Annotated in this window: 18 protein-coding genes; 9 read left to right on the top strand and 9 right to left on the bottom strand. The window is 55.3% G+C overall.

From position 1 onward, the window contains the following. Positions 1-558: 558 nt before the first annotated feature. Positions 559-1,851 (bottom strand): MFS transporter, encoded by a 1,293-nt coding sequence (locus KWG64_RS17460; protein WP_195816506.1) that lies wholly within the window; start codon positions 1,849-1,851, stop codon positions 559-561. Positions 1,852-1,993: 142 nt separating this feature from the next. On the opposite strand from KWG64_RS17460, the gene KWG64_RS17455 reads away from it, so the two are divergent. The 4 genes from KWG64_RS17455 to KWG64_RS17440 all read left to right on the top strand — a co-directional run bounded on the left by KWG64_RS17455 (position 1,994) and on the right by KWG64_RS17440 (position 6,908). After that, on the top strand, positions 1,994-2,893 hold the full coding sequence (locus KWG64_RS17455) for a LysR family transcriptional regulator (RefSeq protein ID WP_218522619.1): 900 nt from the start codon (positions 1,994-1,996) through the stop codon (positions 2,891-2,893). A 170-nt stretch (positions 2,894-3,063) separates the two neighbouring features. Further along, positions 3,064-4,287: an ROK family transcriptional regulator gene (locus KWG64_RS17450; RefSeq protein WP_152326155.1), complete on the top strand. Its 1,224-nt coding sequence runs from the start codon at positions 3,064-3,066 to the stop codon at positions 4,285-4,287. Positions 4,288-4,608: 321 nt separating this feature from the next. Beyond that, positions 4,609-5,295 (top strand): dethiobiotin synthase, encoded by a 687-nt coding sequence (gene bioD / locus KWG64_RS17445; protein ID WP_195816508.1) that lies wholly within the window; start codon positions 4,609-4,611, stop codon positions 5,293-5,295. 131 nt (positions 5,296-5,426) lie between these two features. Beyond that, on the top strand, positions 5,427-6,908 hold the full coding sequence (locus tag KWG64_RS17440) for an MDR family MFS transporter (RefSeq protein ID WP_218522618.1): 1,482 nt from the start codon (positions 5,427-5,429) through the stop codon (positions 6,906-6,908). On the opposite strand, the gene KWG64_RS17435 is transcribed toward KWG64_RS17440, so the two are convergent. The 5 genes from KWG64_RS17435 to KWG64_RS17415 all read right to left on the bottom strand — a co-directional run bounded on the left by KWG64_RS17435 (position 6,905) and on the right by KWG64_RS17415 (position 14,379). After that, a complete protein-coding gene (locus KWG64_RS17435; RefSeq protein WP_218522617.1) occupies positions 6,905-8,563 on the bottom strand; it encodes an iron ABC transporter permease in 1,659 nt (552 codons plus the stop codon). The genes KWG64_RS17440 and KWG64_RS17435 overlap by 4 nt on opposite strands. A 60-nt stretch (positions 8,564-8,623) precedes the next feature. Then, positions 8,624-9,565 (bottom strand): ABC transporter substrate-binding protein, encoded by a 942-nt coding sequence (locus KWG64_RS17430; protein ID WP_195825924.1) that lies wholly within the window; start codon positions 9,563-9,565, stop codon positions 8,624-8,626. Positions 9,566-9,651: 86 nt separating this feature from the next. Continuing rightward, positions 9,652-10,395 carry an ABC transporter ATP-binding protein gene (locus tag KWG64_RS17425; protein WP_218522616.1) on the bottom strand — a complete coding sequence of 248 codons (744 nt, stop codon included), beginning with the start codon at positions 10,393-10,395 and terminating at the stop codon, positions 9,652-9,654. Positions 10,396-11,142: 747 nt separating this feature from the next. After that, positions 11,143-12,648 (bottom strand): L-arabinose isomerase, encoded by a 1,506-nt coding sequence (gene araA, locus KWG64_RS17420; RefSeq protein WP_208951769.1) that lies wholly within the window; start codon positions 12,646-12,648, stop codon positions 11,143-11,145. Between the two features lie 51 nt (positions 12,649-12,699). Beyond that, positions 12,700-14,379, bottom strand: coding sequence for a ribulokinase (locus KWG64_RS17415; RefSeq protein WP_218522615.1), 1,680 nt, complete (start codon positions 14,377-14,379; stop codon positions 12,700-12,702). Positions 14,380-14,795: 416 nt separating this feature from the next. Here KWG64_RS17415 and KWG64_RS17410 point away from each other — a divergent pair, with 416 nt between their 5' ends. The 4 genes from KWG64_RS17410 (at position 14,796) to araC (ending at position 19,616) form a co-directional block, all read left to right on the top strand. Beyond that, positions 14,796-15,782: an arabinose ABC transporter substrate-binding protein gene (locus KWG64_RS17410; RefSeq protein ID WP_218522614.1), complete on the top strand. Its 987-nt coding sequence runs from the start codon at positions 14,796-14,798 to the stop codon at positions 15,780-15,782. A gap of 116 nt (positions 15,783-15,898) precedes the next feature. After that, complete coding sequence (araG, locus tag KWG64_RS17405) at positions 15,899-17,482, top strand: L-arabinose ABC transporter ATP-binding protein AraG (RefSeq protein WP_229893726.1); 1,584 nt, start codon at positions 15,899-15,901, stop codon at positions 17,480-17,482. Positions 17,483-17,500: 18 nt separating this feature from the next. Continuing rightward, positions 17,501-18,505: an L-arabinose ABC transporter permease AraH gene (araH, locus tag KWG64_RS17400; RefSeq protein ID WP_101078840.1), complete on the top strand. Its 1,005-nt coding sequence runs from the start codon at positions 17,501-17,503 to the stop codon at positions 18,503-18,505. A 175-nt stretch (positions 18,506-18,680) separates the two neighbouring features. Continuing rightward, a complete protein-coding gene (araC, locus tag KWG64_RS17395) occupies positions 18,681-19,616 on the top strand; it encodes an arabinose operon transcriptional regulator AraC (RefSeq protein ID WP_195816515.1) in 936 nt (311 codons plus the stop codon). 707 nt (positions 19,617-20,323) lie between these two features. On the opposite strand, the gene uxuA is transcribed toward araC, so the two are convergent. Next, positions 20,324-21,508, bottom strand: a complete 1,185-nt coding sequence (gene uxuA / locus KWG64_RS17390; protein ID WP_218522613.1) for a mannonate dehydratase — start codon at positions 21,506-21,508, stop codon at positions 20,324-20,326. A gap of 196 nt (positions 21,509-21,704) precedes the next feature. Here uxuA and KWG64_RS17385 point away from each other — a divergent pair, with 196 nt between their 5' ends. Then, complete coding sequence (locus KWG64_RS17385) at positions 21,705-22,403, top strand: FadR/GntR family transcriptional regulator (protein WP_195823413.1); 699 nt, start codon at positions 21,705-21,707, stop codon at positions 22,401-22,403. A gap of 687 nt (positions 22,404-23,090) precedes the next feature. Here the strand turns inward: KWG64_RS17385 and bcsG are convergent. Beyond that, positions 23,091-24,740 (bottom strand): cellulose biosynthesis protein BcsG, encoded by a 1,650-nt coding sequence (gene bcsG, locus KWG64_RS17380; protein WP_218522612.1) that lies wholly within the window; start codon positions 24,738-24,740, stop codon positions 23,091-23,093. Beyond that, on the bottom strand, positions 24,737-24,970 hold the full coding sequence (gene bcsF, locus KWG64_RS17375) for a cellulose biosynthesis protein BcsF (protein WP_218522611.1): 234 nt from the start codon (positions 24,968-24,970) through the stop codon (positions 24,737-24,739). The genes bcsG and bcsF overlap by 4 nt, the downstream gene beginning before the upstream one ends. Positions 24,971-24,974: the final 4 nt, after the last annotated feature.

Raw genomic sequence — 24,974 nt, 5'->3', positions numbered from 1 at the left:
CTCTGGACACCCGCGCTTTTYNAACTGCGCGCTRTCGCTGGCTGGCTAAGTTTCAGCAACTCCTGCTAGTGCCGCAAACGCCGCCGCTGCGCGGTTCCCTTMCTCGGTTTCGAGCCATTGGTCTCGAAACACTTCGCTCGGCAAGCTTTCTGAAAGCGGCCGGAGGCTTATCTGAATTCAACGGCATCTTTTCAATAACCATCAGCAGTGAGGTTGTGAATTAGAAAGTCACTGGCCGCTATCAAAACGACGTTGAGAGAGTGGTGAGAAACAGCGAGAGTCTGTTTTCGAGCAGGTTCGAACCCGAAGCGAAAGTACCGCGCAGCGGCGGCGTTTGCGGCACTAACCGGCGTTGCTGAAACAGTGCCAGCGAGCGATAGCGCGCAGTGAAAGAGCCCGGGATTCTCAAGGGGCGCGGCGACAGGCGCTCCTTGAGGCCAGTTTGGGTGGCAACCCAAGGTTTTGATTTTGACCTAAGCCAGTTTGGGCGGCGAGCCCAAGGTTTTGACCTTAAAGCCGGTTTGGGTGGCAACCCAAGGTTTTGAACTTGAAGTTGATTTAAACCGGCTTAGCTTCAGCCAATCGCATCAACCGGATCCCGACACCAACCCCAACAACCAACATCAGACTGATAAACCCCGTAATTCCGACCCACCCGTAGGCGTGCCAGAAGAATCCCCCCAGAGTCCCGGCGACGCTCGATCCCGCGTAGTAGCTGAACAGATAAAGTGACGACGCCTGTCCTTTGGCGCGACGGGCGCGGCGGCCGATCCAGCCGCTGGCAACCGAGTGGGCGGCGAAGAATCCGCCAGTGACCAGGATCATTCCGATGAAAATCATCCAGACGGGCGAGAAGGCGGTGATCAAAATCCCCACCAGCATGATGGCCGTTGAACCAATCAGCACCGGTCCTCGGCCATACACACCGGTCATCACACCGGCTTTCGGCGAACTGTAAGTGCCCATCAGATACACAATCGACAGGATACCGACGATGGCCTGGCTCAGGTTGTACGGCGTGGCGAGCAGGCGGTAACCGATGTAGTTGAACATGGTCACAAAGCTGCCCATCAGCAGGAAACCTTCGGCAAACAGCAGCGGCAGGCCGCTGTCGCGCCAGTGGAGTTTGAAATTAATCAGCAATTTGCGCGGTTTGAGCGAACTGGCGCGGAAATGCTTTGATGGCGGGAGAATGCGCCAGAACATGATCGCTGCGGCGAGCGCGAAGAAACCGACGACCGCCATGGCGATACGCCACGAGAAAAAATCCGTCAGAACGCCGCTGACCAGACGTCCGCTCATCCCGCCGATGGAATTCCCGCTGATGTATAACCCCATCGAAAACGCCACGACGCTCGGGTGAATTTCTTCGCTCAGATACGTCATTGCAACTGCCGCCACGCCGCTCAGCGACAAACCAATCAGCGCGCGCATAATAAGAATGGCGTCCCAGCTTTGCATAAAGGAACACACCAGCGTACAACCCGCGGCCAGTAACAGCGCCACCACCATCACCGATTTACGCCCCACGGCGTCCGATACCGGGCCGGTAAAGAGCAGGCCAATCGCCATCAGGCCGGTGGATAACGACAGCGATAAACTGCTGGTCGCAGGCGATACTCCGAAATCATGCGAGAGCACCGGCAGAATTGGCTGAACGCAATAGAGCAGGGCAAACGTCGCCAGACCCGCTGAAAATAAGGCCAGTGTGACGCGGATAAACTGCGGTGTCCCGCGTTTGATAAAAGGGGTTTTCAGGCCGGAACGGGCGACGGGGCTTTCAGGATTTAATTCGTCGTCATTAACAGAGTCATTGGCTGGTGCAGCGGAAATCCGCTGGGAGGTTTTCACTGTAATTCCTTAACGCGATGAGCTGTAAAACTAAATTTTAAAATGTATGAAAATTTTAACAGTGGCCGTTATATTGTCTAATATATTAATTTCGCAAGAACGATACGTTAAACATATCAATGAGGATAAATTGATCTAAACCATGAGCCACATTGAACTGCGTCATTTACGGTATTTCATCGCGGTCGCGGAAGAGCTGCATTTTGGCCGTGCCGCTGAGCGGTTACATATTTCTCAGCCGCCGCTCAGCCAGCAGATTCAGGCGCTGGAAACCCACGTCGGCGCGGCGCTGTTTTACCGAAACAACCGCAGCGTGCGGCTGACACAGGCCGGACAGGCATTCTTGCAGGAAGCACGGCAGATCTTGCTGCGCGTTGATGAGGCGGCGGCGCAGGCGGCACGAATTCATCGTGGCGAATCGGGGAATCTGACGCTCGGGCTGACGTCTTCCTCGCCTTTTATGCGTCGCGTTTCCCGCACGCTGCATCATTTCCGGCTGACCTATCCCGGCGTCAATATCCGGATCGAGCAGCTCAACAGTAAACAGCAAATCGAACCGCTGCTCGAAGGCAAGCTGGATCTGGGGATTATGCGTAACGGCGAACTGCCGGAGGAGCTGGAACATCATCTGATCCTGTCGGAACCGCTCATTGCCGTGGTTCACAAAGACAATCCGCTGAACGCGCTGCCTGACGGCGAGCTGACGTTTCAGCACCTGGCCGATCAGCCTTTCGTGTTCTTCTCCAAAGACGTCGGTACCTCGCTGTATGACGATATTCTCGGGCAGCTCAAAACACAGGGGATCACGCCTTTTATCACCCAGGAAGTGGGCGAGCCGCTGACGATTATCGGGCTGGTAGCGGCGGGTTTAGGCGTGTCGATTTTGCCGGCGTCGTATTTGCGCATTCAGGTCGATGGCGTGCGTTATTTGCGTTTCGGAAAGACAGAAGGCACCACGCAGCTCTGGCTGGTGAATCACGCGCTTCGCCCGATGACGGCGGCCACGCGGGCGTTTATGGATTTACTGCTTCAGGAGGACTGACCGTCCGACAGGGTGCAAACCTGCTGTATTTCCAGTCAATTCTGAGAGGCTTTTCACACAATTTGTGCACCAAATCACATAACGAATCAAATAGTTGACGACATATGACAAAAACCCCAACATAGCCCTAATCTTTATTTTGAAGCGCGAAAATAACAGGAGTTCCTTGAGTGATCCCCGACGGGCAACCCGGACATATTGATCAGATTAAACAAACCAATGTCGGTGCTGTGTACCGCCTGATAGATCAGTTTGGTCCCATTTCGCGCATAGAACTTTCTAAAAAAGCTCAACTCGCTCCAGCCAGTATTACCAAGATTGTCCGCGAACTTTTACAGGCGCATCTGGTACTTGAAACCGAGTTTCAGGATCCGGGCAGCCGCGGGCGTCCCGCTATTGGTTTAGCCCTGGATACTCAGGCCTGGCACTACCTTTCCGCACGTATCAGTCTGGGGTCGATCACTCTCGGTTTACGGGACCTGAGCAGCAAACTGGTGGTGGAAGAAGTGCTTCCGCTGCCGGAACAGGCGCACCAGCCGCTGCTTAAACGCATCATTTCTGAAATCGATCAGTTCTTTATCCGCCATCAGCGCAAACTTGAGCGCCTGACCGCCATCGCAATTACCCTGCCGGGCATGATTGATGCGCGCCGGGGCATCGTTCACCGCATGCCGTTTTATCATGACGTTTTCGATATGCCGCTGGGTGATACGCTTTCGGAACATACGGGCCTGCCGGTGTACGTCCAGCACGATATCGGCGCGTGGACGCTGGCGGAATCGTTGTACGGCGCGTCGCGCGGTTGCAAAAATGTGGTGCAGATTGTGATTGACCACAATGTCGGCGCTGGGGTGATTACCAGCGGGCGCGTTTTGCACGCAGGCAGCAGCAGCGTGGCCGAAATAGGGCATACGCAGGTTGATCCGTACGGGAAGCGTTGTTATTGCGGCAATCACGGTTGTCTGGAAACTGTTGCCAGTACCGACAGTATTTTGGATTTAGTGCGTCAGCGCCTCACGGTGCCGGTGCCTGCCAGTTTGCTGCACGGCGTTTCGCTGACGATCGAAGCGGTATGTGACGCCGCGAACCGGGGCGATCAGCTGGCGCGTGATGTGATTATCAGCGTGGGGCAGAGCGTCGGGCGTATTCTGGCGATTATGGTGAATCTGTTTAATCCGGAAAAAGTGCTGATCGGCTCACCGCTTAATTTATCTCAGGATATTCTTCATCCCGCGATAATGTCCTGTATTCAGCAGCAATCACTTCCTGCATATAGCGAAAATATCAAACTGGAATCCACGCAATTTTATAATCAGGGAACGATGCCCGGTGCGGCATTAGTTAAGGATGCGCTTTATAGCGGTTCCTTACTGATTAAATTATTACAGGGATAATATACTTAGCGGGCTATATTTTTCGGTGTGGCGGCGTTTATTGATCTGTATCAGCAAGCAATGCCATAAATCTGACGCTCACGGGATGTGCTCTGTTCGCTGATTACTTTAATTACTTATATTCCTTCAGGTTATGTCATTAAATAAATACTTATAACCTTATGCGTATTCCTTACAGTCCAGTCAACAAAACATTGCGCTAACGCAAACCGCTCTCATCTCTCATCGCCTAGACTTTCAGCTGTTACTTTGTCTCTGGCGGCTTTTTCTTACCGGAGGCTATCTTTCAATAAGACGGAGAGATCCCGGAGCCTGAATTTCATGTTAACGCACTTTTTCGTCACGGGTACGGACGCCCGTGTAGGTAAAACCATTGTCACACGTGCCTTGCTTCAGGCCTTAGCCGCGCAGGACCGCTGCGTTTTAGGCTATAAACCTATTGCAACTGGCAGCCAGGAGCTGGCCGACGGGGTTCGAAATAAAGATGCGGTAACTCTCCAGCAGTCATCTTCTATTGCTTATCCTTTTAATAAAATAACCCCTCTGGCCTTAGCTGACGAAGATATTTATGCCAGCCAGGTTCCTGAGAATATTTTTGAAATAATGACCAGTGGCCTCAACTTCATGCGTGAAGAGGCAGATTCAGTGGTCGTAGAAGGGTGCGATGGCTGGAGAACATTGATTACTCCGCATCTTTTATATTCAGACTGGGTTCGCCAGCAAAATATGCCGGTGGTATTAGTGGTCGGTATTCAGGAAGGCTGTGTCAGCCACGCGCTATTAACGGCGCAGGCGATTATCGCCGATGGATTACCGTTGCTGGGTTGGGTCGCAAACCGAATTAACCCGTGTCTTGCCCACTATCAGGAAACTATTGACGCGATCAGTGCCAATATTTCCGCGCCACTGTTGGGGGAAATTCCTTATTTACCTCGCGCAGAAAGCCGCGATATGGCCAAATTTATTGACCTGTCCAGCCTGAAGCTGAAAACGTTAACCAAAGCCTGACCGGTGACGTTGTCACGCAGCAATCAAAACAAAGTGGCTCAGAGTGCCAAACTCTGAGCCGCTTTTTTGTCTATAGTTTGTGTATAGTTTGCCTATCTGCCTGAGCGCATAATCTAACGAAAACAGAGAACATGGCCGTCACGACTCCCGTTGTAAAATCATCGCACCGCCCCTTAATTCTCACTGCCTGCATGTTATCGATGTTTATGGCGGCCGTGGAAGTCACGATTGTGGCGACCGCGATGCCGACCATCATCGGTGATCTCGGCGGTTTCTCGCTGCTCGGCTGGGTTTTTGCCGTCTATCTGCTGACGCAGGCGATTACCGTGCCAATCTACGGCCGGCTGGCAGATTTGTACGGTTGCCGGAAGATGTTTTTCATCGGGACGACGCTGTTTCTCATCGGCTCCGTGTTGTGCGGATTCGCGCCCTCGCTGGCCTGGATGATTGCCTTCCGTGCCTTGCAGGGGCTGGGAGCGGGGGCGATTACGCCGATTGCGACCACGCTGATTGCCAATGTTTATGGCCCGCAGGAACGCGCAAAAGCGCAGGGCTATTTGTCCAGCGTGTGGGGTGTTTCGGCGATTGTCGGCCCGCTGATGGGGGCGTTTATTGTTTCGCATTTCCCGTGGGCGGTGGTGTTTTGGGTCAATGTGCCGATTGGTCTGGTGGCGATGGCGATTCTGGTCAAATACCTGCCGCCGGACGGGCAGCGTAAACAACATAAACTGGATCTGGCCGGAACCGGTTATCTGACGCTTTCCGTTGCGGCGTTACTTCTGGCATTGCTTCAGGCCGAAGTGCTGGGCTACTGGGCGCTGGCGCTGATTGTTCTGGCGGTAGTCAGCGGATATTTGCTGATCCGTCAGGAGCGCAAAACGCCTGAGCCGCTGTTCCCGCTGGCGCTGTGGGAAAGCAAAGTGATTATTGCCGGTAACATTGGCGGCCTGATTATCGGCGCGACGATGATGGGGATCAGCGCGTTTCTGCCGACCTACGTGCAGGGCGTTCTCGGCGGCACGCCGCTGGAGGCGGGCACCACGCTGGCGCTGATGTCCATCGGCTGGCCGCTGGCGAGCATGCTCAGCAGCCGTCTGATGCAGGCGACGTCTTACCGCGCGACAGCGGTCCTGGGCGGCGTTTTACTGCTGGGCGGAAGTGTGGCGCTACTGTTTCTCTCGCCGGATTCCGGGCTGTGGATGGCGCGTCTGGCGGCGTTTTCAATCGGAGCGGGAATGGGGTTAGCGAACACCACGTTTATTGTGTCGGTGCAGAATAATGCGGAACCGGCAATCCGCGGGATTGCGACGGCATCCACCTTGTTTACCCGCATGTTAGGCTCGGCAATCGGCACCGCCGTGCTGGGCGCAACGCTGAATCTCAATCTGCAATATCGCCTGCCTCAGGTGAACGATCCGGTTCAGCAACTGATGGAAAAAGCCACGCGCAATGCGATGGAAAGCCATCATCTTGCTGCGCTGACCGAAAGCGTGGCGGCGTCCCTGCACTGGGTCTTTATGGTTTCCGCGATTATTTCCGTACTGGCGGTGGCCGCCGGTCTGTTAATTCCGGCAGGCGACCGCCCGCACACCGAACCACAGCGGGAGAGCTAAGCCAGCGGTTTTCGTTGAAGCCTGACGGCTGCCAGCATCAGCGTCAGGCTCAGTAACACCGCAACCGACGCCATCGCCATGCCATCTCCTACTGATCCCTGTTCAAACTGCCGCCACACATAGACCGAAACGGTCTGCACGCCCGCCGGTGAAAGCAGCAGCGACGTCACCAGTTCGCGAGAGGCGACGGCAAACACCATCATCATCGACGCCAGCAGGCTGGGAAAGACCAGCGGCAGCAGGATCAGCCGCAGCGTTTGTGCCGCCGTCGCACCATGCACCCGCGCCGCCGCATCCAGATTTCCGCCGATCTGCTTTAACGCCGCGCTGACGTAACGCACCGGATAAGGCAGCAGCAGGCAACAATAGGCGAGCAGCAAAATCGCCCAGGTGTTGTAAGGCGTAACCGGCCAGAAACTGCGGTTCCACGCCAGAATCAGCCCGACGCCGACCACGATCCCCGGCAGCGCCGCCGGTAACAAAGACAATCCGTCAATCAGCGCTGAACCGCGGATCTTCCTGACCACCACCAGCCACGACGCCAGAAAGCCCGTCGCGCCCGCGATTAATGCTGTGCCGAGCGCCAGACTGAGGCTGGTCGACAGGGCGCTGATCGCGTCGCCGTGTGCGGCAAACAGCGCGCCGAAGTGACGTAATGTCAGATTCGACAGCGAAAGTCCGCCGGAAAGCGTGCCGGAAAACGCCGTGGCCAGCGTGGATAAAATCGGCAGCGCCACGGCAATCACCGTCACCAGCGTGAATAATGCCAGCACCGGGATCGTCCAGCCTTTCAGCCGTTTTTGCGTGATATCGGCGGGTTTGCCGGTCATGCTTTCCACATTTTTGCCCGCCACCACCGCGCGCTGAACGCTGTAAGCGCACAGCGCGATCGCCACCAGCATCAGTGAAAGCACCGCCGCGCCGGGTAAATCAATCGGCCAGTCGGCAAGGCGCGCTTCGATGCCGGTGGTCAGCAGCATCACGCCGCTGCGCGAACCGAGCGCGCCCGGCACGCCGTATTCTTCGATGGATAACGTAAACGCCAGCAGCAAACTTGATGCCATGGCGGGCAGTGCCATGGGTAATGTCACGCGGGAAAAGGCGCGCCACGGGCCTGCGCCGTGAATACGTGCCACGTCTGCCAGACGGCTGCCGCTGGCGGCCATGCTGCGCGACACCGCGAAATACACCACCGGAAAAACGTTCAGCGTCATGACCAAAACCATGCCCGGTATGGAAAACAGGAAATCGTTGAGATGCAGCCACGGCACCAGTTGTTGCACATAACCGTGGGTTTGCAACGCCAGCATCCACGACAGGGCGGCAATATATGGCGGCAGCAAAAAGGGCACCAGAAACAGAACATCCCATAACGCCGCACCCGGCAGGGCAAACAGGCCACGCAGCGCGCCGAGCGGAATACCGATTAATCCGCTGCAAAGTGCGACGCCCAGCCCGACTTTGATCGTGGTGGAAAACAGTTCACGCAGCTGAGGTTCGGCGAAGACGCGGGTAAATGCGCTGAACGGTGCGGAATAAGCACCGGTATCGAGATGCGGGAAAACCGCCTGTAAAATCACAAAGCTGACCGGCACGGCGACCAGCAATAACAACGCAATGCCCGTTACGCCGGGCAAAAAAGCATTTCTGTTCATGGGTTTTTTCGTCGTTGTTCGGTGAGGGGAAACGGGCTACCTTCGCAGCCCGTGACTGACTTACTGCTGACCGAACAGTTTTGCGAAACGTTCGAGCACTTCTTTGCGCGACGCCGAGGCCTGGGAGGCTTCCGGCAACAGTTTCAGCGATTTAAACAACGGACGTTTGGCGTCGATATCGGTGCGCGCGGGCATCAGCCACGCATCGGCTACCAGTTTCTGGCCTTCAGGCGAAAGCGCGTAATCGATAAACGCTTTGGCTTCTTTTTGCTGCTGGCTGGATTTGAGGATCATCATCGGGCGCGGGGCGATCACGGTGCCGCTGCTCGGGAAAATGACTTTGACGGATTCGCCGTCCTGCACACTGGCGTAAGAGACGTAATCCACCGCGCCAAATACGGCGGCTTTCGCGCCCTGCAATACCGGCGTCAGCGCCTGTGCGTTGGGTCCGGCGATAATCATGCCGTTGGCTTTCAGATCTTCAAACAGTTTCCACGCCTGCTGCGCGTGGGCATTTTGTAACCCGATCAGCAAATCCAGCGACGCACCGGAAAGCGACGGATCAGGCGTGGTCACTTTGTCTTTAAATTCCGGTTTGGCTAAATCGCCCCAGTCTTTTGGCTCAGTGGTACCACTTTTGGTGTTCCACACGATGCCCAGCGCGGAAATCCCCTGTGCGACGTAATAAGGCGTTTTAAATTGCGCCGGAACCTGCTCTGCGTTCGGGCTTTGATATTCCAGCAGCCAGCCGCGTTTTTCGAGATCGGTTGCGGTATCCCAGGATGCGGAGATCAGAACGTCTGCGCGCGGATTGGCCTGCTCGGCGTCCAGACGGGCCATCACTTTGCCGGTGGTGGCCTGGAAAACATCCACTTTCACGCCGGTTTGTTTTTCATAACCTGCTGCCAGTTTTTTTGCCAGAGAACCCGGCCCGGCGGTGTAGAGCGTCAGCGCCTGTGCGCTGCCAGCTGCCATTGCGAGAGAAAGAGTCATTGCGGTCATTACGCCTGTTTTAGTACGGGAAAACGTTGTGTGGTTCTTACGAAAAGTGCTGAGTGTGCAGTTCATCATTTTTATCCCATCAGAGGTTAAGCAACAAAAGGTGAAATTACGGAAGGATCAATCGTGTCAATACTGGCGATCGCGCCCTTGTCCATACGGGCAATACGATGGGCGAGCGCGTGGGCTTCGTGCTGATCGTGCGTGACGTAAACCGCCGTGGTGCCGAGCTGGCGCAACAACACCGCCATTTCTTCGCACAGGCTTTCGCGTAAATCGCGGTCGAGATTCGACAGGGGTTCGTCAAACAGCAGGATGCGGGGTTCGGCGACGATGGCGCGGGCAAGTGCAACGCGCTGTTGCTGCCCGCCGGAAAGCTCAGAAGGGCGGCGCGAGACGAAATCCGCGAGCCCGACGCGTTCCAGCGCCGTCATCACTTTTTCTTCCTGCGCCTGGCCTTTGATGCCACGCATTTGCAGCGGAAACGCGACGTTTTGCCGGACGCTCATGTGCGGCCACAGCGCGTAATCCTGAAAGGCCATGCCGAGATTGCGTTTTTCCGGCGGCAGACTGAACGAGCCACTGGCGACGATTTCGCCGTCGAAGCGGATCTCCCCGGATGCCGGATTGAGCAGCCCGGCGAGCATTTTCAGCAACGTGCTTTTGCCGCAGCCCGAAGGCCCCAGCAATGCGAGGATCGTGCCTTTGGGCACCGTCAGATTGACGTGATTGAGTACCGGGTTGCTCCCGAATAAATGGGAAACCTGATGGATAGCGATAGCAGGACAGGTGCGCGACGGCGCATTCCCGCTGGATTTAGCTGGAATGATCATGGTTGTACTATCCTCTTTGGGACTTATTAGTGGAGGTGAGGGTAAAGGGGGAATGTGACCGGGGTGTGACACCTTTTAGAAAGGTGCTGCAAATTGCCTTGGCGGGCGGCTTAACGGAGTTTTGGTTTTTCACTTGCAGTGGATCGCTGATAGCAGATTGAGAAAGTTTCGGTTTTTCACGGGCGGTGACCGCTCAGCGGCTCGCGCCGAAACCGACCAGAGAGAGCCAGGACGGCCCCTCTCTGGACTCTCCTCGTCTTTTTACAACACGCGCTGTCGCTTGCTGGCTAAGTTTCAGCAGCCACAGCTATTGCCGCGAAAACTTGCCGCTGCGCGGTTCCCTTACTCGGTTTCGAGCCATAGGTCTCGAAACACTTCGCTCGGCAAGCTTTCTGAAAGCGGCCGGAGGCTTTTTAATTTCAAAAAAACCAGCCAGCATTAATCTTTCGAATTACATAGCCATTAGCCGCTTTCAAAAATCACGCTGGAAGGAGAGGTGGAAAACCGCGACTCTTTTCGCGCGGTTTGTAATCCGACTGGAAGGCACCGCGCAGCGGCGGGATTTTGCGGCACTAGCAGACATTGCTGAAACATGGCCAGCGAGCGGTAGCGCGCAGTTAAAAAGCGTGGGAGATCAAAGAGGGAGGCGCTTTCCTCCCTCTTTGTCGGTTTCGGCGCTGCGAGTTAAGTTGTCACCGCCCGTGAAAAACCGAAATTTTCACGGATTTAATTCCTTAAAACAGCCCCTTAGCGGCTACAGAGCTTGTAATAAACTTCATTCCACCGGATCTGATTCTTGAAGTCCGCCAGCGTCGTGTCGTTATCAATCACCAGCAACTCAATCCCGGACAGCTCTGCATACAACCGCAGTGCATCGATATCCAGCGCCTGAGAGAACACCGTGTGGTGCGCGCCGCCGCCGAGGATCCAGGCTTCTGCCGCCGTTGCCAGTGAAGGCTGGGCTTTCCAGATTGCACGGGCAACCGGCAGTTTTGGCAGCGGATGGGGTTGCTCGATGGTATCCACCTGATTGACCAGCAGACGGAAACGGTCACCCATGTCGATGACGCTGGCGTTGACCGCCGGGCCTGCCGGGGTGGAGAAAATCAGACGCGCCGGATCCGCTTTGCCGCCTATGCCCAGATATTGCGCATCCAGCAGGGGTTTTTCTTCTTTGGCAATCGACGGGCACACTTCCAGCATGTGCGAACCGACCACCAGATCGTTGCCCGGTTTGAAGTTGTAGGTGTAATCCTCCATGAACGACGTGCCGCCTTTCAGGCCGCTGGCCATCACTTTCATGATGCGCAGCAGGGCCGCGGTTTTCCAGTCGCCTTCGCCGCCAAAGCCATAGCCTTTTTGCATCAGACGCTGTACCGCCAGCCCCGGCAGTTGTTTCATGCCGTGCAGATCTTCAAAGTTGGTGGTGAATGCGCCGAATTTCCCCTGTTCCAGGAAACGGGTCATCCCCAGTTCGATTTTTGCCGCGTCCAGCAGGTTTTCGCGACGTTCGCCGTTGAGTTTCACGGCATCCGTCAGGCGGTAAGTGGATTCATATTCTTCCACCAGCGTATCGATATCGCCTTTGCTCACTTCGTTGATGACGCTGACCAGATCGCCAATACCATAGGCACTGATGCTGTAGCCGAACTGAATTTGCGCGGCCACTTTATCGCCTTCGGTCACCGCCACTTCACGCATGTTATCGCCGAAACGGGCGACTTTCAGATGCTGGCTTTCATTTTTCGCCGCGGCAACGCGCATCCACTGGGCAATGCGGCGGTGCGATTCGCCATCCTGCCAGTGACCGGCGACCACGGAATGTTGCTGACGCATACGCGCGCCGATGAAACCGAATTCGCGGCCGCCGTGCGCGGTCTGGTTCAGGTTCATAAAGTCCATGTCCATGGAATCCCACGGAATTTCGGCGTTGAATTGTGTATGGAACTGCAACAGCGGTTTATGCAGGATGCTCAGACCGGCAATCCACATTTTGGCCGGAGAGAAGGTGTGCAGCCAGGTAATCAGGCCGACGCAGGAATTCGCATAGTTGGCTTCGCGGCACAGCGCGGTGATTTCGTCCGGCGTGGTGACCAGCGGTTTGAGCACCAGTTTGACCGGTAATCCGGCTTCTGCGTTCAGGCCATTGACCACCTTCTCGGCGTTCTCTTTTACCTGACGTAACGTTTCCGGCCCGTACAGATGCTGACTGCCAATAGCGAACCACACTTCGAGATGTTTAAACGCGTCCATTAATCACTCCTGAATTTCAGATGTTTGAAAAAGCTGTTTTTGAAAAAGTAGTCAGTGTGCTGTCTTCGCTGCAAACAGCGGTTCAGTGGTCGCACACCATTGCTGATAACGTTCGTACAGGCGCTGGTATTGTTCGACGCGCTGCGGATCTGGCAGCAACGTGCGCTCGATGCTGCACGCCATTTTTTCCTGCGCGGCAGGGACGTCTTTGAATTCTCCTGCGGCGACGGCAGCAAAGATGGCGGCACCCAGCGCGCAGCACTGATCGGAGGCAACAATCTGCAACGGACGGTTCATGGCGTCGGCGCAAACCTGCATGATGACCGGCGATTTACGGGCAATACCGCCGAGCGTGAGAACGTTTTCAACCGGAATATCCTGTTGTTCGAAACACTCCATAATCGCGCGCGCACCAAAAGCGGTGGCTGCAATGAAACCGCCGAACAGTTCCGGCGCTTCGGTGCCGAGATTGATGTCAGTAATGACACCTTTCAGACGCTGATTGGCAAACGGTGTCCGGCGTCCGTTAAACCAGTCGAGCACCAGCGGCAGGTGATCCAGCTTCGGATTGGCGGCCCACGCGGCGGTCAGGTCGGGCAGCAGATTTTTTTGCAAGGCGGTGAGTTGTTCTTTCAGTTCCGGATGCGCCTTAGCGGCCTGAATCAGCGGCCAGCTCAGCAGGCGGCTGAACCACGCGTACATATCGCCAAACGCGGATTGTCCGGCCTCCATGCCGATCATCTCCGGCACCACGCTGCCTTCAACCTGACCACAAATCCCGGCGATGGCGCGGTCGTTAACGCGTTCTTTATCGGCAATCAGGATGTCGCAGGTGGAGGTGCCGATCACTTTGACCAGCGTGTAAGGCTGCGCACCGGCACCGACCGCGCCCATGTGGCAGTCAAACGCACCGCCGGAAAGCACAACGCTCGCCGGTAAACCGAGGCGCTGCGCCCATTCCGGGGTCAGTGTGCCTACGGCCTGTTCGGCGGTGACGGTTTCGGTAAACAGTGGATACGGCAGGTTTTCCACTAATAGCGGGTCGAGCGCGGCGAAGAAATCTTTTGGCGGCAGGCCGCCCCATGACGGATGCCAGAGCATTTTGTGCCCGGCGCTGCAACGGCCACGTACGACTTTGTCCGGCGCGGTGGTGCCGGAAAGCAGGGCGGGCACCCAGTCGCATAATTCCACCCAGGAGGCGGCGGCTTTGGTGACAGATTTGTCGGCGCGGGAAACATGGAGAATTTTGGCCCAGAACCATTCGGAGGAGTAAACGCCGCCGATATAGCGGGAATAGTCGGGGAAATCACCGCTGCGGCACAGACGGTTGATCTCTTCGGCTTCTTCTATGGCCGTGTGGTCTTTCCATAACACGAACATGGCGTTCGGGTTTTCGGCGAACTCAGGATTCAGTGCCAGAATGTTGCCGTCTTTATCGACCGGTGCGGGTGTGGAGCCGGTGGAATCCACGCCGATACCGACCACGCGTGATGCGCGTTCATGGCCAAGACGTTGTACGACGTTTTTAATCGCCTGTTCCATCGCTTCAATATAATCAAGGGGATGGTGGCGGAACTGATTTATTGCCGCGTCACAGTAACGGCCCTCATTCCAGCGCGGGTAGTAAACCACGTCGGTTTCCATCTCGGCACCGGTCTGACAATCAACAGCCAGTGCGCGGACGGAATCGCTGCCAAAATCAAGACCAAGAGCAATCGCACCTTGCGTCATTCTTTCTCACTCCTTCAGGTTTGCCGTAGTCATTACGGCGGCGAATCGAATTGCTCTAACAGTAGGAGGATGGCAAAAAGTGAGTGAGGAGGCGTTAGCTGGAAGTATGCACAAATCTGCTCCCCATGATGTTTCTGTGAGGTTGGTCAAATGTTAGTGTTTGGCTAAAATCGCTATATCTATGTACAAACCTGCTGTTTTCCCGCCGTGTGATAGCGCTCTACATTCCGCTGCAAAATTACCGCTAAAACTTACTGCGTCTTACAACAGAGCGTGACGCAAATCCGCTATATACCGGACTTCGCCGCGCTCTGATTTTGTTTCCTTACGCCAATGATAACGTTTTCATGATTGCGGACGGCCACCCGGATTAATGCCGGAATCGTGAAAAACAACAATAAAAGTCGGAGAACATCATGCATAAATTCACTAAGGCGTTAGCGGCGGTTGGTTTAGCTGCCGTTATGTCACATTCAGCTATGGCAGCCGAAAATCCGAAGCTGGGTTTCCTGGTTAAACAGCCGGAAGAACCGTGGTTCCAGACTGAATGGCGGTTCGCTGATAAAGCCGGTAAAGACCTGAACTTTGAGGTCATCAAAATTGCCGTGCCGGATGGCGAAAAAACGCTGAATGCCATTGACAGCCTCGCGGCAAACGGCGCGAAAGGCTTTGTTATCTGTACACCAGACCCGCGTCTTGGCCCGGCCATCATGGCCAAAGCCCGCAGCTATGACATGAAAGTGATCCAGGTCGATGACCAGTTTGTGAATGCCAAAGGCAAACCGATGGAAGAAGTGCCATTGGTGATGATGGCCGCGACCAAAATCGGCGAACGTCAGGGCCAGGAACTGTATAAAGAAATGCAAAAACGTGGCTGGAAAGTCGCAGATACCGGCGTCATGGCTATCACCGCTGATGAGCTGGACACCGCACGCCGCCGCACTTCCGGTTCAATGGACGCGCTGAAAGCCGCCGGTTTCCCGGACAAACAAATCTATAAAGTGCCGACGAAATCCAACGACATTCCGGGCGCACTGGATGCCGGTAACTCCCTGCTGGTGCAACATCCTAAAGTGAAAAACTGGCTGATTATCGGCATGAACGACAACACCGTTCTGGGTGGCGTGCGTGCAACAGAAGGTCAGGGCTTTAAAGCAGCGAACGTGATCGGCATCGGCATCAACGGTGTGGACGCGGTGAATGAGTTGTCAAAAAGCGCGCAAACCGGTTTCTACGGTTCCCTGTTACCAAGCCCGGATATCCACGGTTACAAAAGTATCCAGATGCTGAATGAGTGGGTGACCAAAGGTGTTGAACCGCCGAAATTCACCGAAGTGACCGACGTTGTGCTGATTACCCGCGACAACTTCAAAGAAGAACTGAAGAAGAAAGGCCTGATGTAACTTTTGCCTGATCTGAATTGAGTTACTGCACCACGGACGACGGTTAAGAAGTGTGACTGTTTTCAGTGGTGCAGTAATCGGTTTGAAATCCTTCACCTTTTTTCCAGGTAGCCACTATGACTCAGCAATCTTCAAATAAGACGCCTTTGCTGACACCGTCACTGACGGAGTTTGATGCGGCCAGGCCGTATCTGGAATTCCATGACATTGGCAAAACTTTTCCGGGCGTGAAAGCGCTGGACGGTATTTCATTCAATTGTTACGCCGGACAAATTCATGCGCTGATGGGCGAGAACGGCGCGGGTAAATCCACGCTGCTGAAAATCCTCAGCGGAAACTATCAGCCGTCGCAGGGCAATATTCACATCAAAGGCCAGCCGGTGGCATTTAACAACACTACCGATGCGCTCGATGCCGGTGTGGCGATCATTTATCAGGAACTGCATCTGGTGCCGGAAATGACGGTGGCAGAAAACATTTATCTCGGGCAGTTGCCGAGTAAACACGGGTTCGTGAACCGTAAATTGCTGCGCTATGAAACCAAAATACAGCTGGAACATCTCGGGCTGGATATCGACCCGGACACGCCGCTGAAATATCTCTCCATCGGCCAGTGGCAGATGGTAGAAATTGCAAAAGCGCTGGCGCGTAACGCCAAAATCATAGCTTTTGACGAACCGACCAGCTCGCTGTCTGCCCGTGAAATTGAGCAATTGTTCCGCGTTATCCGCGAGTTACGTGCCGAAGGGCGCGTCATTTTGTATGTCTCACACCGTATGGAAGAAATTTTTGCATTAAGTGACGCTGTCACTGTTTTCAAAGATGGCCGTTACGTGCGGACCTTCGACGACATGACGCAGGTCGATAACAGCAAGCTGGTGCAGGCGATGGTTGGCCGCAATCTGGATGATATCTACGGTTACGCGCCGCGTCCGCACGGCGAAATCCGTCTGGAACTGGACGACGTCAAAGCACCGGGCGTGAGAACGCCGGTCAGCCTGACCGTGCGTCAGGGGGAAATTGTCGGTCTTTTCGGGCTGGTCGGCGCCGGGCGCAGCGAGCTGATGAAAGGCCTGTTCGGCGGCACGCGCATTACCGGCGGCACCGTCAGGCTGGACGGCGAAGCGCTGAATATCCGCAAACCGGCTGACGCCATCCGCCTCGGCATCATGCTGTGCCCGGAAGACCGCAAGGCCGACGGCATCATTCCTGTGCATTCGGTGCGCGACAACATCAACATCAGCGCCCGCCGCAAAACGGTGAAAGCGGGGTGCCTGATCAACAACGCCTGGGAAGCTAAAAATGCGCGCAAGCACATCGAAGCGCTGAACATCAAAACCCCGAGCGACCAGCAGCTGATCATGAATCTGTCCGGCGGCAACCAGCAGAAAGCCATTCTTGGCCGCTGGCTGTCGGAAGAAATGAAGGTCATTTTGCTCGACGAACCGACGCGCGGTATTGACGTCGGCGCCAAGCATGAAATCTACAACGTGATTTACTCACTGGCGAAACAGGGCATTGCCGTGCTGTTTGCGTCCAGTGATTTACCGGAAGTGCTGGGTCTGGCCGACAGAATTGTGGTGATGCGCGAAGGCGCCATCTCCGGCGAACTGTTGCACGACGACGCTACTGAAGAAAAAGCGCTGGGGCTCGCCATGCTGCGAACGCCAGATCTTGACTCTGCCCCTGACGCTGCCTGACTGAGGAGCAAAAATATTATGTCGAGTATGACAACCAATTCAGCCAAACCGGATCAACCTTCTGCTGCGTCACGCAGCGGGCAAGGGCTGATGCGTATCTGGGACAGTTACGGCATGCTGGTGGTCTTCGCCGTGCTGTTTATCGCATGTTCTGTTTTCGTGCCGAACTTCAGCTCTTTCATCAACATGAAAGGCCTGGGGCTGGCGATTTCCATGTCGGGCATGGTGGCCTGCGGGATGCTGTTCTGTCTGGCGTCCGGTGATTTCGACCTGTCCGTCGCCTCGGTGATTGCCTGCGCCGGTGTTACCACTGCGGTGGTTATTAACATGACCGAAAGCCTGTGGATTGGCGTCGCCGCCGGTTTGCTGCTCGGGATGCTGACCGGGCTGCTCAACGGTTTTGTTATCGCCCGCCTGAAAATCAATGCGCTGATCACCACACTTGCCACCATGCAGATTGTGCGCGGTCTGGCGTACATCATTTCTGACGGTAAAGCGGTCGGTATCGAAGACGAACGTTTCTTCGCGCTCGGCTATGCCAACTGGTTCGGGCTGCCTGCGCCGATCTGGCTGACTGTCGGTTGCCTGATTATCTTCGGCCTGCTGTTGAACAAAACCACCTTCGGGCGTAACACGCTGGCGATTGGCGGTAATGAAGATGCGGCGCGGCTGGCAGGGGTGCCGGTTGTTCGTACTAAAATCATCATCTTTGTGCTTTCCGGGCTGGTGTCGGCGGCGGCGGGGATCATTCTGGCGTCGCGAATGACCAGCGGCCAGCCCATGACCTCTCTGGGCTTTGAGCTGATCGTCATCTCCGCCTGCGTGCTGGGTGGCGTTTCGCTCAAAGGCGGGATCGGCAAAATCTCCTACGTGGTTTCCGGCATCCTGATTCTGGGCACCGTGGAAAATGCGATGAATCTGCTGAACATTTCTCCGTTCTCTCAGTACGTGGTACGTGGTCTGATCCTGCTGGCGGCGGTTATCTTCGACCGTTACAAACAAAAAGCGAAAAAGACGGTTTAACGCCATTTTGTGATAACGCTTCCATGCATTGTCCCTGCGGCATTTAGCGGTTTTTTCCGTTAAATGCCGCAAAAGCGCGTGGTTGTTCACAAATTAGCAACGTTTACTGGCAGCGTTTTCACCCGCCGTTAGAATAGATGAAAAGTCCATAGCCACGAGTTGTTCAGGAGGTTCGATGTATCACCGTATGATTCAGGATCAGCAGCAAAACCCGCTGTTGCCGGGTTACAGTTTCAATGCCTATCTGGTCGCCGGTATGACACCGATCCTTGCTGACGGGCCGCTGGATTTCGCGATTGACCGCCCGGGCGGCATGAAAGGCTACATTCTTAATCTGACGGTCAAAGGGCAGGGTAAAGTCTTTGACGGTGAAGATACGTTTTACTGCAATCCCGGCGACCTTTTGCTGTTCCCGCCGAAAGCGCGCCATTTATACAGCCGCTCGGCCAATGCCGATTCGTGGTATCACCGCTGGGTGTATTTCCGCCCGCGCGCCTACTGGGCTGACTGGCTGGAATGGCACACTAAAACCCGCGACGTCGGGCGTCTTTCCCTGCCAAATAACACCTTGCTGCTGGAATTCGACCGGCTGTTTGCCAATATCGAGCAGACCCAAAAATCGGGCCGGCGTTTCTGCGAAGAGTTAGGGATGAACCTGCTGGAACGCCTGTTGCTGCGTGCAATGGAAGAAGATCCGCAGAGCCCGCAAAAAATTATGGATCCGCGTGTCATTGAAGCCTGCCAGTTTATTACCGGTAATCTGGCCGGTGAGCTGCGTATCGATGAAGTCGCACGCCACGTTTGCCTGTCGCCATCGCGTCTTGCGCATTTATTCCGCGAACAGGTCGGGATCAACATCCTGCGCTGGCGTGAAGATCAGCGTGTGATCCGCGCCAAGCTGCTGTTACAAACCACCCAGGAATCGATTGCGACCATTGGCCGCGTGGTGGGTTACGACGATCAGTTGTATTTCTCGCGTGTTTTCCGCAAGCGGGTAGGGGTGAGCCCGAGTGATTTCCGCCGCCGCAGCGTGGAGATTAATTACCCGGCCAAACCGTACAAATCGCAGCCGTGGCCGGAGCAGGAGAATCAGGTTTCATATCATTTCTGATTTGCAGAGGCCGCTGCAACTGGCGGCTTTTCACTTGCAGTGAGGGGCTGAATTCTCTGACTGAGAAAGTTTCGGTTTCTCAACTGCGGTGATCGCTCAGCGGCTGGTGCCGAAACCGAGCAAGGGAGGAAAGTGCTTTTCCTCCCTTGCATCCCTCCTCGCTTTTTTCAACATGCGCTATCGCTGGCTGGCTATGTTTCAGCAGCCACAGCAATTGCCGCGAAAACTTGCCGCTGCGCGGTTCCTTCATTTCGGTCTTCGAGCCCACGGTCTCGAAACACTCACTCAGCAAGCTTTCTGAAAGCGGCCGGAGGCTTTTTAAATTCAAAATCAAAACCACCCTACATCATTCTTCCGAATTACATAGCCTTTGGCCGCTTTCAAAAATCGCGCCGTATGGAGAGGTGAAAAACCGCGAATCTTTTCGCGCGGTTTGTAAGCCGACGGGAGGGAACCGCGCAGCGGCGGGATTTTGCGGCACTAGCCGGAGCTCCTGAAACATAGCCAGCCAGCGATAGCGCGCAGTAAAAAAGACGTGGAGATTCAAAAGAGGGGCCGTCTTGCCCCTCTTTTGTCGGTTTAGGAACAGCGTGTTAAGCGATCACTGCAATTGAGAAACCGAAATTTTCTCGATCCGCTATGAGCACCTTCACTGCAATTGAAAAACCGAAACTTTCTCGATCAGCTATCAGCGTCTCACCGCGCGGTTACTCGCTAAAAAAACTTTGCTTCAACGCCCGCTCAACTCCCCGCAGTTCTGCTAATCCCCGCAGGCGACCAATCGCCGAGTACCCCGGATTCGTTTTCTTATGCAGGTCATCAAGCATCTGATGCCCGTGATCCGGACGCATCGGGATTGCGCGCAGGTTACCGGCTTTGCGGCGGGTTTGTTCTTCGGTCAGGATGGCTTTGATGACTGCCACCATATCCACATCACCGTCTAAATGATCGGCTTCGTGGAAACTGCCCGGGATCTCTTCGCGCTGGGTGGCGCGCAGATGGATGAAGTGAACGCGGTCGGCGTAGGTCGTCATCATCTTCACTAAATCATTGTCTTCGCGAACGCCGTAAGAACCGGTACAGAAACAGAAACCGTTGTGGATGCTGTCGACCGCTTCTTTCAGCCATTGCATATCTTCAATGGTGGAGATGATGCGCGGCAGGCCGAGAATAGGGCGCGGAGGATCATCGGGGTGAACCGCCAGACTGATCCCGCACTGCTCGGCAACCGGCACGATGCTGCGCAGGAAGTGCGCCATGTTTTCGCGCAGTTTGGCTTTATCGATGCCGTCGTAAGTGGCCAGACGCGCACGGAACTGATCCAGCGTATAGCCTTCTTCCGCGCCCGGTAAACCAGCAATAATGTTGGACACCAGCTGGTCTTTTTCCGCCTGTGTCATCGCAGCAAAGTAATCCGCAGCCTGTTTTTGCTCTTCCGCGCTGTAATCGGATTTAGCGCCTTCACGTTTCAGAAGATGCAATTCGAAAGCGGCGAACGCGATGTGGTCAAAACGCAGGGCGCGGGAACCGTCCGGCAGTAAATAACCCAGATCCGTACGCGTCCAGTCCAGAACCGGCATGAAGTTGTAGCAGACCGTGTCGATGCCACATTCCGCCAGGTTACGGATGGATTGCTGATAATTGGCGATGTGCTGATCGACGTTTCCGCTGCGGGTTTTGATTTCCTCATGCACCGGAATACTTTCTACCACTGACCACACCAGACCTTTAGCTTCCAGCTGCGTCTGACGTTTTTTGATTTCATCCACCGGCCAGACTTCACCGTTCGGGATATGGTGCAGCGCGGTCACCACGCCGGTCGCGCCAGCCTGACGCACATCATCGAGTGAAACCGGGTCATTCGGGCCGTACCAACGCCAAGTCTGTTCCATGTGTTTTCCTTAAAAGTGTTATCTGACATCTGAATGTAGTTGACGCATGGCCGGTGATAAGTTCAATCTTAAGGCGCGGTCTGGTCAGGTGGTCTGCTGGTCAGGCCATCAGACCGACATATGATTCAGCATCGAACCGATCATTAATGTGATCGGGATAACAGATTTGGGATCCAGCACCTGCATGGAGAAAATAATGGATTTGCCGACTCTGAAAGTCGAAAGGCTCTATCGCCAGATTTCTAATGTATTGATTAATTGCATTAATACCGGCCAGTTCGCGCCGGGAGCGATGATTCCTTCAGAACGCGATCTGGCCAAACAGCTGGGCGTCAGCCGCTCATCAATACGTGAAGCGCTGATTGCGCTCGAGATCACCGGCTGGGTGGAAATCCGCACAGGCACCGGCGTTTACGTCAATGACCCGCTCCCGCAGGCCACCCCTGCCGCGCCGGTGATGACGTCGGAAGAAGAGTTCAGCCTGCAATCGCTGGTCAGGGCGCGGCAGATTTACGAATCAATGACCGCCGAACTGGCCGCGCTGAACGGCACGGACGATCAGCGGGCCAGACTGAAAGAAATCGCCGATGAGCTAAATGGCCTGAATGCCAACAACGACGCATTTCTCGAAGCCGACCGCCGTTTCCACCTGATGATCAGTGAAATGACCGGCAACGAAGTCCTGCACGATATGATGGGATACCTGTGGGACAAACGCCGTTCCCGCCGGTTTATGCGGCTTGAAAGCCATTACACCGAAGTCGATTTCGCCCGTGAAATGAACGCCGACCACCAGGGAATTTTGGACGCCATTCTGGCGAAAGACGGTGCCGGCGCGAAAGCGCGGATGAGCCGGCATTTACAACATGTGTACGATCAGTTATTTGCGGAGTAAATGATGCCTGAGCGGGCATCGGGGCGCTTTTTAGTTCCAAATTTAACGTCAAGACCTTGGGTTGCCACCCAAACTGGCTTCAAGGTCAGGTTCAAAACCTTGGGTTGCCACCCAAACTGGCCTCAAGGAGCGCCTGTCGCCGCGCCCCTTGAGAATCCCGGGCTCTTTCACTGCGCGCTGTCGCTGGCTGGCTATGTTCCAGCAACTCCGGCTAGTGCCGCAAACGCCGCCGCTGCGCGGTACTTTCGTCTCGGGTTCGAACCAGCTCGAAAACAGACTCTCGCCGTTTCTCACCGCTCGCTCAACGTCGTTTTGAAAGCGGCTAGAGGCTCATAGTTCGCAACCTTGCCCTGGCATTTATTTTTCAAAAACCAAAGAAATACTCGGTATTTTTTATGGTGAGATGGCGCGCTCAGAAATTTTGCTGACCGAGGGTTCGAGACCGCAAGGCTCGAAGCCCGTAGGGAAGGCACCGCGCAGCGGCAAGATTTCGCGCCACACGCTGGAATGACAGAATAGGTCCATCGGCCCAGCGATAGCGCGCAGTAAAAAAGACGTGGAGAGTCCAGAGAGGGGCCGTCCTGGCCCTCTCTGGTCGGTTTCGGCGCGAGCCGCTGAGCGATCACTGCAAGTGAAAAACCGAAACTTTCTCGATCAATTTACGGCCCCTCACTGCAAGTGCCCCCCTCAACTCGGGTACGGCACCCAGCTTCCGCCATTTAACCGGATATAAATTTTCCCCTGATATTCCATCACCACCGAGTTTTCATTCTCTGAAACCAGCGGAGTCTGCGGCAGGTTGGAGGCGAAGGTTTTCCAGTCCATCGTCGGGCTGGTGAAGACTTTGCCATCCACAGCGCGGGAAACCATTTCGGAAATCGCCATGTAGCTGCTCGGGCCGTCGATTTTCATCGGCGATGAGGCGTGCTGCGCCTGCATACCGAAGAACTTCACGCCGACCGGGATATGCGTTATCCCCGGGCTCGGGATGTCGCGCAGGCCCGAAATCTGCATTTTATCGCCGACCAGCGCCGCGCCGTGTTCCGGCACAACCACCAGCATCACTTTACGTCCGGATTTCTCCAGCTGATCCATAAAGGTATTGAGCTGGCTGAGCAGGGTCTGTGCACGGTTATGATAATCCGCGCCCTTGTTGCTGCCCACGTAACGGTTGCCATCGTGCAGGGGGATCAGGTTGAAGAAGGTGGCGGTACGCGCCGTGCCTGCTTTTTCCTGATTTTCCAGCCAGCGGGAGAACAACTGTCCGTCGTTGAAAATCGGTGAACCGTCGAAGGAGGTCAGTTCATAACCCAGACCGGCCTGTGACATCAGCGGGGCTTTCATGTCCGCATCGTCACGCAGGTTGCCGATGTAATTACCAAACACGCCCGTGTGATCCATCGCCAGCTGACTGGTGAAGCCCAGACGCGCCAGATCGTCAAACAGATAACACTGCTGACCGGCAGGCTGGTAAAGATTGTGGTGTGATGTCTGGCCGCAGCTGGCGCGCAGCAGGCGAATCGACGCCGGGCCGCTGTAGGCGGTCGCTGAGTTGAAATTGCTGAACACGAAATCGAAACGCGACCACAGCGGAGAACTGGAGAGATTCACGGCGTCCAGGTCCGACCAGGCCAGCGAACAGATATTGATGACCAGCAGGTCGAAAGGCTGGGCATCTGCAGGCAATGCGTCCGGGAACTTCGTCGCCTTGCGGCTTTCGTTCTGGTAGAACTGCTCGAGATAAGCACTCAGATTGGCATTGGTCGGCGGGCCATTAACGGTGTTGTCACCGGCAGCCTGCGCCGGAGTGGCAGCGGTCGCAGCGGGGGTGTTTTGTGCCACCACGGCTGCCGGAGAATGCGCGAAAAACGGCGTAATCATCCCGCTCAGATTCACCCACAGCAGCGCGATAACCGTGAACGTGGTCAGGCGCACCCACTGGGAAATAAACAAATAACCCACCAGCAGCGCAAAGCCGACGGCAATCCACTGCCAGTTTATAAAGCGGTCTGCCAGTTCAAGCAGATAGCTCACGCTGAAACCGGCGACGTCCGCGCCCTGATTCATAATTGAGCGCCAGCCCGGCAGCCAGGTGTCGTGATACAACAGCGCCAGACCAAACGGCAGGGCAATCCACTGGCGCCAGCGGTGCAGACGCAGCGAAGGCAACGGGAATAATAATACGGCGGCAAATACCAGATTGCTCAGCGCGTCGAAATTCAGATAACCCTGTGAAAGCAGAACGAATTTAAGTAAGAAATAGTAGTTCCAGGCGCCAAGTCCGCGCCAGGATTGCCAGATCCGCAAACGCGGTGAAGAAGAATTCGGTTCGTTCATAGTGGAGTCTTGGATTTCCCTGTAACCGGAGAAACAACAGTCGGCGCGTCGGAACGTTTGCGGTTCTTACTGATCATGCTGACTGTCATCGGGGTTAAATAACGAGGTGAAAGAAAACGTGTCGCCAGACGATTTTTCCAGCCGGGAAGGCGGCTGCGCAAGGCGTATCCGAGCGGAATAAAAATCACCGCAGCCAGAATAAAAATCTCAATAATGTCCTGGATATCCATTTCG

The organism is Rahnella sp. PD12R (genome assembly GCF_019200965.1).
Classification (GTDB): Bacteria; Pseudomonadota; Gammaproteobacteria; order Enterobacterales; family Enterobacteriaceae; genus Rahnella; species Rahnella laticis.
Note: the sequence above shows the minus strand (reverse complement) of the source record. Positions and strands in the feature narration are given on the sequence as shown.

Excerpts from the sequence above, each read along its gene's own strand:
- bcsF (WP_218522611.1), bottom strand. The coding sequence starts at position 24,970 with ATGGATATCCAGGACATTATTGAGATTTTTATTCTGGCTGCGGTGATT.
- KWG64_RS17385 (WP_195823413.1), top strand. The coding sequence starts at position 21,705 with ATGGATTTGCCGACTCTGAAAGTCGAAAGGCTCTATCGCCAGATTTCT.
- KWG64_RS17425 (WP_218522616.1), bottom strand. The coding sequence starts at position 10,395 with ATGATCATTCCAGCTAAATCCAGCGGGAATGCGCCGTCGCGCACCTGT.
- uxuA (WP_218522613.1), bottom strand. The coding sequence starts at position 21,508 with ATGGAACAGACTTGGCGTTGGTACGGCCCGAATGACCCGGTTTCACTC.
- araG (WP_229893726.1), top strand. The coding sequence starts at position 15,899 with ATGACTCAGCAATCTTCAAATAAGACGCCTTTGCTGACACCGTCACTG.
- KWG64_RS17455 (WP_218522619.1), top strand. The coding sequence starts at position 1,994 with ATGAGCCACATTGAACTGCGTCATTTACGGTATTTCATCGCGGTCGCG.
- KWG64_RS17440 (WP_218522618.1), top strand. The coding sequence starts at position 5,427 with ATGGCCGTCACGACTCCCGTTGTAAAATCATCGCACCGCCCCTTAATT.
- KWG64_RS17415 (WP_218522615.1), bottom strand. The coding sequence starts at position 14,379 with ATGACGCAAGGTGCGATTGCTCTTGGTCTTGATTTTGGCAGCGATTCC.
- bcsG (WP_218522612.1), bottom strand. The coding sequence starts at position 24,740 with ATGAACGAACCGAATTCTTCTTCACCGCGTTTGCGGATCTGGCAATCC.
- araC (WP_195816515.1), top strand. The coding sequence starts at position 18,681 with ATGTATCACCGTATGATTCAGGATCAGCAGCAAAACCCGCTGTTGCCG.
- bioD (WP_195816508.1), top strand. The coding sequence starts at position 4,609 with ATGTTAACGCACTTTTTCGTCACGGGTACGGACGCCCGTGTAGGTAAA.
- KWG64_RS17410 (WP_218522614.1), top strand. The coding sequence starts at position 14,796 with ATGCATAAATTCACTAAGGCGTTAGCGGCGGTTGGTTTAGCTGCCGTT.
- araH (WP_101078840.1), top strand. The coding sequence starts at position 17,501 with ATGTCGAGTATGACAACCAATTCAGCCAAACCGGATCAACCTTCTGCT.
- araA (WP_208951769.1), bottom strand. The coding sequence starts at position 12,648 with ATGGACGCGTTTAAACATCTCGAAGTGTGGTTCGCTATTGGCAGTCAG.
- KWG64_RS17435 (WP_218522617.1), bottom strand. The coding sequence starts at position 8,563 with ATGAACAGAAATGCTTTTTTGCCCGGCGTAACGGGCATTGCGTTGTTA.
- KWG64_RS17430 (WP_195825924.1), bottom strand. The coding sequence starts at position 9,565 with ATGACCGCAATGACTCTTTCTCTCGCAATGGCAGCTGGCAGCGCACAG.